We start from the raw sequence: 13777 nt of genomic DNA on the forward strand, positions 1-13777 counted from the left end.
CTCAAAAATGATGCATTAGCGTCATTTTTTTTGTAATATAAGACAACATTTAACTAAACAATATGAGTCAAGAAAAGGAAGAATTTAATAAACATAATTATTCAGCAGATAGTATTCAGGCTTTAGAAGGTATGGAGCACGTACGTATGCGTCCATCCATGTACATTGGAGATGTTGGTGTGCGTGGTTTACATCATTTAGTATACGAAGTAGTAGATAACTCTATTGATGAAGCGCTTGCTGGTCATTGTGACAATATTACGGTTACCATTAATGAAGATAATTCTATTACTACCGAAGATGACGGTCGTGGTATTCCAGTAGACTTACATAAAAAGGAAGGTGTTTCAGCACTTGAAGTTGTAATGACTAAAATTGGAGCCGGTGGTAAGTTTGATAAAGATTCTTATAAAGTATCTGGAGGTTTACACGGTGTAGGTGTAAGTTGTGTAAATGCTTTATCAGAACATTTAAAAGCAACAGTATATAGAGGAGGTAAAGTTTACGAACAGGAATATGAACGAGGAAAAGCCATGTATCCTGTAAAATCTATAGGAGATACAGACAAAAGAGGAACAACGGTAACGTTTAAGCCCGACCCAACTATTTTTACTCAAACTTTAGAGTATAGTTATGATACTTTAGCTAGTCGTTTACGAGAATTAGCCTATTTAAATAAAGGTATAACTGTTCATTTAGTAGATAAAAGAACTAAGAAAGAAGATGGAGAATTTGAAGGTGAGACGTTTCATTCTGAAGAAGGATTAAAAGAATTTATCAAGTATTTGGATGCGACTCGAGAACCTTTAATGAAAGATGTTATTGCCTTTGAAGGAGAAAAGAATGGTGTGCCTGTAGAGGTTGCTATGATTTATAATACATCATATGCAGAGAATTTACATTCTTATGTAAATAATATTAATACGCATGAAGGAGGAACGCATTTATCTGGTTTTCGTCGTGGACTAACACATACCTTGAAAAAGTTTGCAGACGGTTCGGGCTTATTAGATAAGCTGAAATTCGATATTTCTGGAGATGATTTCCGTGAAGGGTTAACAGCTATTATTTCTGTAAAAGTTCAAGAGCCTCAATTTGAAGGACAAACAAAAACAAAGTTAGGAAACAGAGAAGTGTCGGCTTCTGTAAGTCAGGCGGTTTCTGAAATGTTAACCGATTATTTGGAAGAACATCCAGACGATGCCAAAACCATTGTTCAGAAGGTAATTCTGGCTGCACAAGCGCGTCATGCTGCTCAGAAAGCTCGTGAAATGGTTCAGCGTAAAACCGTTATGTCCATTGGAGGTTTACCTGGGAAGTTATCTGATTGTTCAGAGCAAGATCCAGCTAAATGTGAAGTTTTTCTTGTTGAGGGGGATTCGGCAGGTGGAACTGCTAAACAAGGCCGTGATAGAGCTTTTCAAGCAATCCTACCACTTCGTGGAAAAATATTGAATGTAGAAAAAGCCATGCAGCATAAAGTATTTGAAAATGAAGAAATTAAAAATATTTTTACTGCGCTTGGTGTTACTATTGGTACAGAAGAAGATAGTAAAGCACTAAACCTTTCTAAATTACGTTACCATAAAGTAGTTATTATGTGTGATGCCGATATTGATGGTAGCCATATTGCGACTTTAATTTTAACATTCTTTTTTAGATATATGAAAGAATTAATTGAGAATGGACATATCTACATAGCAACACCACCTTTGTATTTGGTTAAGAGAGGTGCCAAGAAAAGATATGCCTGGAGTGATAAAGAACGTGATGACATTGTAACTGAGTTTGGAGATGGAAGTAAGATACAACGTTATAAAGGTCTTGGAGAGATGAATGCAGAACAACTTTGGGATACTACTATGAATCCGGAATTTAGAACAATGCGTCTAGTACAAATTGATAATGGTACAGAAGCAGATAGAATTTTTTCCATGTTAATGGGGGATGAAGTACCACCTCGTAGAGATTTTATTGAAAAGAATGCTATTTATGCGAATATTGATGCATAAATAAACTGAAATAACAATCGTTTAAAAACCCTGATATGATTAATGTCAGGGTTTCTTTTTGAATAAAAATATCGTTGAAATGCATTTTTTTACGATAAAAAGTTGTTTTGTATGGTTTTTTTTATACTTTTGTTTCAATCAAATTGACAAAAGAATGAAAAAGTTAACCTTATTAACGTTGTTGTGCTTAGCAACAATTACTTCAAAAGCTCAAGAACTAGAAAGTATTTTGCTCGCAGCTAGAGGTGATGCAAACAAATTGACAGAAGCCTACATCAACCCTGCTATGAAAGGATTAGTTTATGGTATGAATAGTGGATGGTATCATACTGCTAAAGTTCATAAAAAATTAGGATTCGATATTACAATTGGTTTGAATGCTTCAATGGTGCCATCAAAAGACGAATTCTTCGATATTGCAAATTTAGGGCTAACCAGTATAACAGCTCCAGGGTCTACAATAACTCCAACAGTAGCTGGTACAGGAGATGGTATCATGTTAGATGTAAATGGAACTGTTGAAGGGCAGACAGTAACAGCTTCTTTTGAAATGCCTTCTGGTATAAATGATGATTTACCTTTAGGGGCAGTACCGACACCGACATTACAAGTGGGTGTAGGATTACCTTATAAATTTGATGTGATGTTACGTGTCGTTCCTGAAGTAGGGAGTGACGATGTAAAGGGTAAGCTATTTGGAGTTGGACTTAAAAAAGAAATAACAAGTATTTTTGGACCTGTAGATAAATTACCATTACATGTTTCCTTATTAGCAGCATATACAACTATGGATGTAAATTATGGTATTGATGGAGACGTTATATCTGGTCAGAATCAAAAAGCTGAATTTAAATTAAACTCATTCACAGCTCAAGCAATAGCATCTTTAAATTTTCCAATTATAAACGTTTATGGAGGCATTGGTTATAGCGGGGGTAGTTCAAATTTAAAAATGTTAGGTACTTATAATTTACAGTATGATAACATCCCAGGTACTATACCTGTTACAGATCCTATAGATTTAGATTTTGATGCTAGTGGTTTAAGAACGACACTTGGAATTAGGTTAAGTCTTGGCTTCTTTAAGCTTTTTGGAGATTATACCTTACAGGAGTATAATACATTATCTGCAGGAATGGCGTTTAGTTTTAGATAAAAATTAAAAAAAAGACATTTAGTTTAGTTAGTTTATATTTTCGTTAATTAGTTTTTAAAAGTACAAGATTTAATCTTGTACTTTTTTTATTTAGAGTATATTAATTTGTAATTTAGCATGATTAAAATCATATAATTTAGGCTTTTAAATTATGAGATTTGTGTTAGTAAAATTTCGTCAAAAAGAAATAATTAAAAAGTTACAAAATAACAATAAAAAATAATAAATACATGAAAGTTACAGTTGTAGGAGCAGGAGCAGTAGGTGCAAGTTGTGCAGAGTATATCGCTATTAAAGATTTTGCTTCAGAAGTCGTTTTATTAGACATTAAAGAAGGTTATGCAGAAGGAAAAGCTATGGATTTAATGCAAACCGCATCATTGAATGGTTTTGATACTAAAATAACTGGTATTACAAACGATTACAGTAAAACAGCAAATAGTGATATTTGTGTAATAACCTCAGGAATTCCTCGTAAACCAGGAATGACACGTGAAGAATTAATAGGAATTAATGCTGGTATTGTAAAAGCAGTATCATCAAGTTTAATAGAGCATTCTCCAAATACGATTCTTATAGTGGTTAGTAATCCAATGGATACCATGACGTATTTAGCACATAAATCAACTAACTTACCTAAAAATAGAATCATTGGTATGGGTGGTGCTTTAGATTCTGCTAGATTTAAGTATAGATTAGCAGAAGCTTTAGGGGCTCCTATTAGTGATGTTGATGGTATGGTAATTGGAGGGCATAGCGATACAGGTATGGTGCCATTAACAAGTCATGCAACTAGAAACAGTATCAAAGTATCTGAGTTTTTAAGTGATGATAGATTAAATCAAGTAAAAGAAGATACTAAAGTTGGTGGAGCTACACTTACTAAATTATTAGGAACTTCTGCTTGGTATGCACCTGGCGCTGCAGTAAGTGCTTTGGTACAAGCTATAGCTTGTGATCAGAAAAAAATGTTCCCATGTTCTACGTTTTTAGAAGGAGAATATGGTTTAAATGATATCTGTATTGGAGTGCCTGTTATTTTAGGGAGAAATGGTATTGAAAGTATTGTTGATATACCACTAAGCGATGCAGAAAAAGCACATATGCAATCTAGTGCAGAAGGTGTTAGAAAAACAAATGGTTTATTAGAATTATAAAAGTTTATTCTTTTAGAGACCAAAAATCAAGAAATAATATAACAATCAATACGTTATAATGGATATTTATATAAAGACTGTAGAAATACAGTCTTTATTTTTTTATATTTGGAACCAGAAACATCTAAGACAAGATCTCCGCAATTAGAGAAAAGTTTTTTAGGTGCTACATGTAACAATTAAAACAGTAGATAAACACGCATGAAAGCGAAATGGTACTTTAGTACTTTAGTCATTGCCCTCACTTTATTAGGTGTTTGCCAAAAGCAAATTTCTGTACCAAACCAGGAAATTGTTATGGAGTTTGTCTATGATGAGGTGACATCAGACGAAGTCCAGGATGCCATTGCAGTTGTAAAGAAGCAATTGCAAACTTTAGGAATAGATAATATACAGGTAGGAGAAAAAGAAGATGGGAGATTAAAAATCACGTATTACAGTGATGTTAATGTAGCCAGTATAAAAAAGATGCTTTCTAAAGAGAAAAAGTTAGCACTTGATTATACATCATACAATCATGAAGAAGAGGATTCTAAACATCCTTCTAGTGAAGATAAAAACAGTTATAATTTAGACGTATATGAAATCCAAAAGGGTGTAGATGGCGAATCTGACTTAAATGGAACACATGTTGTTGAATTAAAACACGAATACGATCGATTTTCTAACCCTAATTTCTACATAGGTAAAATAGATCTTAGTGAAGAAGATAGGATTGTTAAAATAGCCTATAAAGTTCGTAGACATATTGCAATCGTAATAGATGATATGTCTCATAATGTTCCTGATGTTAGGGCAGGGCCAGTTCTTTAGGGAATTCTTAATTTCAAACAATGCTTTTTTACTTTTTCAGATATGGGCACATGTCTTTAGAAAAGAACCACATAATTTTAAAAGCATTTCCCAAAAAACAAAAACATATTATAAGACTTTGGCTTTTTTTACACATTGGAAAAAGCAACAAAAGGTCTTATGAGAATCACAAAAAATAATTGTCGAATTATAGAACAAACTATGTTGTTGTTTGTTTTAGAAAATTTGACCGAAAAAATAATAGAAGAATGCAAAATAAAGGATTAGTAAAACTATTTGCTATTTTATTCGGATTGGTAAGTATTTATCAATTATCGTTTACATTTAAAGCAAGTCAAATAGAAAATAATGCAGAGGAGATCGCAATTAATAAAATTCCCGAAACGGAAGATGATTATCGTGCTAAGAGAAGTTTAGAAGAAGTTAATTATTTAGAGTCTATTGCGACTGATACCGTTTTTAACTTAGGTATTGGTAAGTTCACTTACAATGAAGTAAAAGAAAAAGCAATGCCTTTAGGTCTAGATCTTAAAGGAGGGGTTAGTGTGACATTACAAATCTCTGTAAGAGATATTTTAGAAGGCTTAGCAAATAATAGTAAAGACCCAGCATTTAATAAAGCGTTAGATGATGCAGAAGAGCTTCAAAAAGATGCACAAGAATCTTATTTGGAATCTTTTTACAGAGCTTTTGATCGTATTAAAGGAGATACAAAATTAGCATCACCAGATATTTTTTATACAAAAGATTTAGATGGCGAAATTAATAGTAATATGTCTGATGATGAAGCTAAACAAGTTATAGAAAGAAAAGTAGATGAATCTATCGTTTCAGCTTTTGAAGTATTACGTAAACGTATTGATGAGTTTGGGGTAACACAACCAACTATTCAACGTCTTGGTAATTCAGGTCGTATTTTAGTTGAGTTACCTGGTGTTAAAGATAAAGAGCGTGCTATTAAGTTACTACAAAACACGGCACAATTAGAGTTTTGGGATGCTTATAAAGGAGAGCAATTCTTTGGTTTTTTAGCACAAGCTAACGAACTTTTAAAAGAATCTGTTGAGGCTGAAGTAGCAAAAGAAGAAGAACCTCAAGATGGGGAGACAGCTGAAGATGACACTATTGATGATCTTTTAGGAGATGCAACAACGGATTCTACAGAGGTAGCATCTGAAAACAATCCTATTTTAGATTTATTCAGAGGTCAAGGTTATCAAGGAGGTCCAGTAATTGGAAGATTCGAACTTAAAGATAAAGCAATACTTCTTGATTATTTAAACAGACCAGAAGTAAGAGCGTTATTGCCAGCAGAACAGCGTTATGCTAAATTCGTTTTTGGAAAACCAGAAAAGGATAGTGAAATAGTTGATTTATATGCTTTAGTAGGTAATAGAGATAATACACCGCCATTAAGTGGAGCTGTTATTGTAGATGCTCGTAATCAATTTGACGCTTCAAACAGATCTGAAGTTTCTATGCAAATGAATGCAAAAGGAGCTAAGATATGGGAAGATATGACTGGTAAAGCATATGCACAACAAAGTCAAATAGCCATTGTTTTAGATGATATTGTATATTCTGCACCAGGTGTTACAACTGGACCTATTGCAGGAGGGAATTCCTCAATTTCTGGAAATTTCACATTAAATGAAGCTGTCGATTTAGCAAACGTTTTACGTGCAGGTAAATTACCAGCATCTGCTGATATTATTCAAAGTGAAGTTGTTGGCCCATCGCTTGGTCAAGAGGCAATTGATAGTGGTACAATGTCATTCTTAATAGCATTGGCATTAGTATTGGTATGGATGGTATTTTATTATGGTAAAGCTGGTGGATTTGCAGATGCAGCGATGTTGTTAAATATCTTGTTAATCTTTGGTATTTTATCAGGACTAGGAGCTGTGTTAACATTACCAGGTATTGCAGGTATTGTATTAACAATTGGTATGTCTGTGGATGCAAACGTGCTTATCTTCGAGCGTATCCGAGAAGAGCTTACGAAAGGAAAAGGTCAAAAAGAAGCTATTAAAGATGGTTTTAGTAATGCATTGTCTTCTATTTTAGATGCGAACATTACTACTGGTTTAACAGCGTTAATATTATTCATATTTGGTTCAGGGCCAATTAAAGGATTTGCTACTACTTTATTAATAGGTATAGGTACTTCTTTATTTACGGCTATATTTATTACTAGATTGTTAATAGACTGGTACGCAAATAAGAATGGTAAATTAGATTTTTCTACAGCAGTAACAAAAAATCTTTTCAGAAATATAAGTATTGAATTCTTACAGAAACGTAAAATAGCTTATATCATTTCCGGAGCTTTTATTTTATTGAGTTTAGGGTCCTTGTTTACAAATAGTTTAGATCAAGGTGTTGATTTTGTTGGGGGTAGAACATACCAAGTGCGTTTTGCACAAGATGTTAGCGCTTCAGAAATTACAAATGCCTTATCGCAACCAGATGTTTTTGGTAGTGCTGATGCTAAAACTTTTGGTGATGCCAATCAGTTAAAAATTACAACGAAATATAAAGTAAATGAAACTGGTGCTGAGGTTGATGAAGCTATTAGAAAATCATTATTTGAAGCCTTACAATCTCATTTAGAAGGCTTGTCTTATGAAGATTTTATTAGTGATTCTGATTCTAAGACCGTTGGTTTAATGAAGTACTATAAAGTAAGCCCAACCATTGCAGATGATATTAAACAAGCGTCATTCTGGGCAATCTTAGGGTCTTTAATAGTAGTGTTCCTTTATATATTAATTCGTTTTAAAAGATGGCAATTCTCTTTAGGAGCAGTTGCAGCAGTATTCCATGATGTATTAATTGTATTAGGAATATTTTCTTTAACATATAAGTTTATGCCATTCAATATGGAAATAGACCAAGCGTTTATTGCAGCTATATTAACAGTTATTGGTTACTCATTAAATGATACCGTGGTTGTGTTTGATAGAATTCGTGAATTCTTTAATGATCATGCTAATTGGGAGTTTAACCGTGTTGTAAATGTATCGCTTAGTAGCACATTAAGTAGAACATTAAATACGTCGTTAACAACGTTAGTGGTATTATTGGCCATCTTTATTTTTGGTGGAGATTCAATTAGAGGTTTTATGTTTGCCTTAATAGTTGGTGTAATAGTAGGAACGTATTCGTCTTTATTTATTGCAACACCAATCATGTTTGATTCAGTTCAAAAACTAGAAGATAAGAAGAAGAAATAAACTAACTCAAACTATTTTTCTTCGTAATGAAAGCCTGTCAACATTTTGTTGATGGGCTTTTTGTTTTAATGGGTTTAGGTTTGGTATTGACGAAATTCCAAAGTTGAGCAATCAAAATTACCTTATTTTAATCTGATTTCAATTTAAAACAATCTTATCTTAACTTGAGTAAACTTTATTAAACACATCTTATATAATCCAATGAAATACAGCTGTTTGTCATGTCGACGGAGCGAAGCATGAGTGACGAGACATCTCATCATGATGAGATTCCTCCTCGTTCCTCGTCGGAATGACATGATTTCTTCTTTAAAACCTTTTAAGTGTCTGATTATCAATTTATAATATGTCGAACTGACGTTATCTTAAGGAGAAGCTCATTAAAATTAAAACTTCGACTGAACTCCTAACATTGCAACATAACATGTTTATTGTCTAATAAATATACTTGCTATTAAATAAAACTCAAGTTATTTTACTTGTTGTTCCTAAGAAGGATATTTCTTTTTGAACGAATAGGGGGTATGATGTGCTAATTTATTCTCTATATAAAAAATAGTTGTTCACTAATTCTATATACATGCGTTTTGCTTCATCCTCACTAATGTTTTTAGCTTGAAAGAGTGCATTAGTTTTGAAAGCATTAATGATAGGTTTCTTGCTTTTTGGTCTACCGTAGTCGTTAGTAGCTTTTTTATAGTAGGCATAAAGCTTTAAAAGCGTATCTGCAGGAAAAGGTTCTGTATGCGCATTTACTCTATTAACGGCATTTTGAAATTCTATGTCTAAATCTTTATCGGTCATTAAACTTCAGCGATAACACTTTCACCACCTCGAACTTTTTGATTAAGTTGCACTTTAATATTAGTATCTAAAGGTAAATATAAATCCACTCTGGAACCAAATTTTATAAAGCCTGAGTCTTCCCCTTGTAACGCTTTATCATTTAGCTTAGCATAGTTTACAATACGCTTAGCTAAAGCGCCCGCGATTTGTCTGTATAGGACTTTACCGTAAGTCTCATTTTCAACAACAACTGTAGTACGTTCGTTTTCTTCACTTGCTTTAGGATGCCATGCCACTAAATATTTACCTGGATGATATTTACTAAAAATAACATTACCACTAATAGGATAACGGGTTACATGGACGTTTATTGGAGACATAAACACACTTACTTGCAAACGTTTTTCTTTGAAATACTCCTTTTCAAACACTTCTTCAATAACAACAACTTTTCCATCAACAGGAGAAACTACTTGTTTACTATTTAAAGAAGTATGGCGTTTAGGGTTTCTAAAAAACTGAAGGATGAGTATTAAAAACGCTAGAAGAGCAACTAAAATAAGTATTCTTAGCCATTCAATTTCAATAAAATTGTCAACCAATAAAAAGGATGCAATAATAAAGATAAAAGTTATAAGTATAATTTTATGGCCTTCCTTATGAAACATATTGTAAAATTCTTAAAAATAAATATATAAATGGAGCTGCAAAAATGATACTGTCTAGTCGATCCAATAATCCACCATGCCCAGGCATAATTACACCGCTATCTTTAACGTTAGCTTGTCTTTTAAATTTAGACTCTATTAAGTCTCCTAAAGTTCCAAATACACTAATAATAATACTTAAAATTAGCCAATTTGTAAATCCCAATATTTCTGTAAAGGTAGCAATAAAATAGCTTGCCACGCACGAAAAAAATAAACCACCAAGAAAACCCTCTACTGTTTTTTTGGGAGAAATCTTTTCAAAAAGTTTTTGCCTTCCAAAGTTTTTACCAACTAAAAAAGCGAATGTATCATTCACCCAAACTAAAATAAAGGATCCTAATAATATATTTGGATTATAGTTTTCATGGTAATTTGCAATTAATATTAAGAATACAAATGCACTTGATAAATAGAACGTTGTAAGAATAAATCGCTTTGAAGCAAAAAGAGGAATTGTTTTTTCTGAAAACAGATCTTTTATTAAAAATAACTCAACGAAAATGGTAACCACCATAAGTATTTGAGTAGCTTCATCTAATCCAGTATCGGTATTTAATACGGATTGCCAATAACCGAAAATGGCATAAAGTATAATGAAAATAATGTAAGGAATGTAGCTTTTAAGTTGAATAAGTCTTTTAAACTCTCCCATGCAGACTAAACCGAAAATAAAAAATACGGCGATTAACGACTGTTCATAATTCAAGGATAGAATTAATAACAAGACATAGAGTAGCCCAGAAAATGACCGAATAAGAATTTCTTTCATTCTATAAATCTTCTAAAAGTAGTAGGTATAGATTTTTTGCACTGCTACCATAACTTAGAAAATCTTTTTCATCACCAGATTTAAAATGTTTTATGGTTGTAATATTAGTTGGTATTTTTTGCCTGTTTTTAGATTTTATCCCGCGTAAACCTTCTCCAATATTTTCAACAATTTGACTTGTAGTGGCAAACACAATAAAGTTTACAGATAACTCAGGAAGTTTCTTTTCGAAAATTTGTTTTGAAGTGATGAGTAATGATCCATCATTAGCAATAAGATTTTCGCATGTTGTTAAAAAAAAAGTGGATTCACTTATCTTGTTTGTTTCTTTGAGATTAGAGTTTTTGAATTTACTTTTTAAATTCTCATCAAACAATAGAACCTTTTTTTCTTTCCAGTTATTTTCTTCAAGAATATGGTCCAAGTTAAAAAACACTTCGTTTAAATTTTCACAATACAAGAACTTACCGCCATTAGCTTTAAAGTTTATAGTAAACCTTTCGTCTATTGGTAGTTTTATTTCCGGCATGTATTTACCTCTATCGTCAGATTTTAATTCTTCACCTGACCGTTCAGATTTTGAACGAAAAATTTTTCTAAAAAGACTCATTTAAGTGATTGCTATTAACAGAATTCTTTTTGAGGTTTATCAAATATAAAAAATCTTAAATTAACCATACGATTAATTTAAGATTTTTACTAAAAGCTTAACAAAATTATATGCTAATAAGCTATTTGTCTAAGTTTTCACGTTCTTCTTTTTCAAAAGCGCGTTCTCCAAATATTTTTTCAAGATTATCTTTAAAGATAACTTCTTTTTCAAGAAGAACTTCGGCAAGCTCTGTTAATTTATCTTTATTATCTTCAAGTAATTTGATAGCTCGTTGGTATTGTTTTTCAATGATATCTGAAATTTCTTTGTCAATCAATTCTGCTGTCTGTTCACTATAAGGTTTTGTGAAACCATATTCACTTTGTCCAGAATCATAATAAGTTAGGTTACCTATTTTATCGCTTAACCCATATATGGTAACCATGGCTCTGGCTTGTTTAGTTACTTTTTCTAAATCACTAAGCGCCCCAGTAGATATTTTATCGAAAATTACTTTTTCAGCAGCACGACCTCCAAGAGCAGCACACATTTCATCTAGCATTTGTTCTGGTCTAACAATTAAACGTTCTTCTGGTAAATACCATGCAGCACCTAATGAACGCCCACGAGGAACGATTGTTACTTTTACCAAAGGAGCAGCATGTTCTAACATCCAGCTTACAGTAGCATGACCAGCCTCATGATAAGCAACTGCCTTTTTCTCGCTTGGTGTAATAATTTTATTTTTCTTTTCTAATCCTCCAATAATTCTATCTACAGCATCAAGAAAATCTTGTTTATCAACTGCTTTCTTGCCGTTTCTGGCAGCAATTAGAGCCGCTTCGTTACAAACATTTGCAATATCTGCCCCAGAGAACCCTGGAGTTTGTTTTGAAAGGAAATCAGTGTCTAAATCTTTAGCTTTTTTTAGAGGTCTTAAATGGACTTCAAAAATTTCTTTACGTTCACGGATATCTGGCAAATCAACAAAAATTTGTCTGTCAAAACGTCCAGCACGCATTAATGCTTTATCTAAAATATCAGCTCTATTGGTAGCGGCGATTACGATAACGTTCGTGTTTGTACCAAAACCGTCCATTTCTGTTAATAATTGATTTAGTGTATTTTCACGTTCATCATTACTACCAGACATAGCATTTTTACCTCTGGCACGACCAATAGCATCTATTTCATCTATAAAAATAATAGAAGGTGATTTTTCTTTGGCCTGTTTAAACAAATCTCGAACACGAGAAGCACCAACACCAACAAACATTTCAACAAAATCTGAACCTGATAATGAAAAGAAAGGCACTTTGGCTTCACCTGCAACGGCTCTGGCTAATAAAGTCTTTCCTGTTCCCGGAGGTCCTACAAGTAAAGCCCCTTTTGGAATTTTACCACCGAGTGTTGTATATTTTTCTGGGAATTTAAGGAAATCTACAATCTCTTGAACTTCTTCTTTAGCACCTTCTAAACCGGCAACATCTTTGAATGTTGTTTTTACTTCTGTATTCTGGTCAAAGAGTTTTGCTTTAGATTTTCCGATATTAAAAATCTGTCCGCCTGCACCACCACCAGCTCCACCAGACATACGTCTCATGATAAAAATCCAAACACCAATAAGTAAAATAAAAGGCAGTATACCCATTAAAAGGTTGCCCCAATCGTTGGTTTCGGTATCAAAGGTTACGACAGGTTTAACCGCTAAATCTTTTGTAAGTTCGTTTAAACGATTCTCGAAATTTTGAAGATCACCAAATTCAAACTTATAGTTTGGTAGTTTTGTAGCAGAAGGGATAAGTGTTGTTGGCTTCGAGTTTTTATGAACTTCTTTAGCCTCAGCATCTTTAGTTAAATAAACTCTAGCTACACGTGTATTCTTTACAATATCAACTTTTTCAACATCGCCATCTTCTAAAAACCTAAAAAAGTCTGAAGGCGTAGTCATATTGCCATCTTGATAGCTTCCATTGCTAAATAATTGAAAGCCTAAGAAAACAGCTATTAATATTCCATAAATCCAGTATGGACTAAATTTTGGTTTTTTATCTTTTAAATTTTTTTTATCGTTTGCCATCTGATTTTTTTAGTAGCTGGTTTCTATAACTGTTGTTTTTGCATCTCCCCAAAGGCTTTCAATATCGTAATACTCTCTAATGTGCTTTTGAAACACATGCACTACCACATTTACATAATCTATTAATACCCACTCGGCATTATCGACCCCTTCGGTATGCCAAGGATTGTCTTTAAGCTCTTTGCTTACTTTTTTTTGTATTGAATTGACTATGGCATTTACTTGTGTATTTGAAGTACCTTCACAAATTATAAAGTAATCACAAACCGTATTTTCAATCTTTCTTAAATCTAGGATATTTATTTTATTACCTTTAACATCTTCAATGCCATTTATTATTACAGATATTAATTGGTCTGCGCTTATATTTTCTTTCGCCATTAATTTTATTTAATTTATGCAAAGTTATTATTTTTTTAGTTCTTTATACTTTAAAATAATCATAAGATTTTTTAGTGTCATAATA

The 13777-nt window shown here is 32.7% G+C and carries 11 protein-coding genes; 5 read left to right on the plus strand and 6 right to left on the minus strand.

Annotated elements, in window-relative coordinates:
* The first annotated feature begins 62 nt into the window (after window positions 1-62).
* The 5 genes from gyrB to secDF all read left to right on the plus strand — a co-directional run bounded on the left by gyrB (window position 63) and on the right by secDF (window position 8374).
* On the plus strand, window positions 63-2012 hold the full coding sequence (gene gyrB / locus Q4Q34_RS11755) for a DNA topoisomerase (ATP-hydrolyzing) subunit B (protein WP_303318110.1): 1950 nt from the start codon (window positions 63-65) through the stop codon (window positions 2010-2012).
* A gap of 154 nt (window positions 2013-2166) precedes the next feature.
* Entirely contained in the window at window positions 2167-3168 is a 1002-nt protein-coding gene (locus Q4Q34_RS11760; protein WP_303318109.1) for a DUF6588 family protein, read from the plus strand.
* 230 nt (window positions 3169-3398) lie between these two features.
* Window positions 3399-4325: a malate dehydrogenase gene (gene mdh, locus Q4Q34_RS11765; RefSeq protein ID WP_303318108.1), complete on the plus strand. Its 927-nt coding sequence runs from the start codon at window positions 3399-3401 to the stop codon at window positions 4323-4325.
* Window positions 4326-4526: 201 nt separating this feature from the next.
* Entirely contained in the window at window positions 4527-5138 is a 612-nt protein-coding gene (locus tag Q4Q34_RS11770) for a hypothetical protein (RefSeq protein ID WP_303318107.1), read from the plus strand.
* A 248-nt stretch (window positions 5139-5386) separates the two neighbouring features.
* Window positions 5387-8374: a protein translocase subunit SecDF gene (gene secDF / locus Q4Q34_RS11775; RefSeq protein WP_303318106.1), complete on the plus strand. Its 2988-nt coding sequence runs from the start codon at window positions 5387-5389 to the stop codon at window positions 8372-8374.
* A gap of 537 nt (window positions 8375-8911) precedes the next feature.
* Here the strand turns inward: secDF and Q4Q34_RS11780 are convergent.
* The 6 genes from Q4Q34_RS11780 to rsfS all read right to left on the minus strand — a co-directional run bounded on the left by Q4Q34_RS11780 (window position 8912) and on the right by rsfS (window position 13692).
* On the minus strand, window positions 8912-9178 hold the full coding sequence (locus tag Q4Q34_RS11780; protein ID WP_303318105.1) for an acyl-CoA-binding protein: 267 nt from the start codon (window positions 9176-9178) through the stop codon (window positions 8912-8914).
* A complete protein-coding gene (locus Q4Q34_RS11785; RefSeq protein ID WP_303318104.1) occupies window positions 9178-9828 on the minus strand; it encodes a phosphatidylserine decarboxylase family protein in 651 nt (216 codons plus the stop codon). Before Q4Q34_RS11785 ends, Q4Q34_RS11780 begins: the two co-directional genes overlap by 1 nt.
* Window positions 9818-10639, minus strand: coding sequence for a phosphatidate cytidylyltransferase (locus tag Q4Q34_RS11790; RefSeq protein WP_303318103.1), 822 nt, complete (start codon window positions 10637-10639; stop codon window positions 9818-9820). The genes Q4Q34_RS11785 and Q4Q34_RS11790 overlap by 11 nt, the downstream gene beginning before the upstream one ends.
* 1 nt (window position 10640) lies before the next feature.
* Window positions 10641-11249 (minus strand): LUD domain-containing protein, encoded by a 609-nt coding sequence (locus Q4Q34_RS11795; RefSeq protein ID WP_303318102.1) that lies wholly within the window; start codon window positions 11247-11249, stop codon window positions 10641-10643.
* 121 nt (window positions 11250-11370) lie between these two features.
* Window positions 11371-13311, minus strand: coding sequence for an ATP-dependent zinc metalloprotease FtsH (gene ftsH / locus Q4Q34_RS11800; RefSeq protein WP_303318101.1), 1941 nt, complete (start codon window positions 13309-13311; stop codon window positions 11371-11373).
* A 9-nt stretch (window positions 13312-13320) separates the two neighbouring features.
* On the minus strand, window positions 13321-13692 hold the full coding sequence (rsfS, locus tag Q4Q34_RS11805) for a ribosome silencing factor (protein WP_303318100.1): 372 nt from the start codon (window positions 13690-13692) through the stop codon (window positions 13321-13323).
* Window positions 13693-13777: the final 85 nt, after the last annotated feature.

Origin of the sequence: Flavivirga abyssicola, assembly GCF_030540775.2 — a bacterium.
In the GTDB taxonomy this organism is placed as follows: domain Bacteria; phylum Bacteroidota; class Bacteroidia; order Flavobacteriales; family Flavobacteriaceae; genus Flavivirga; species Flavivirga abyssicola.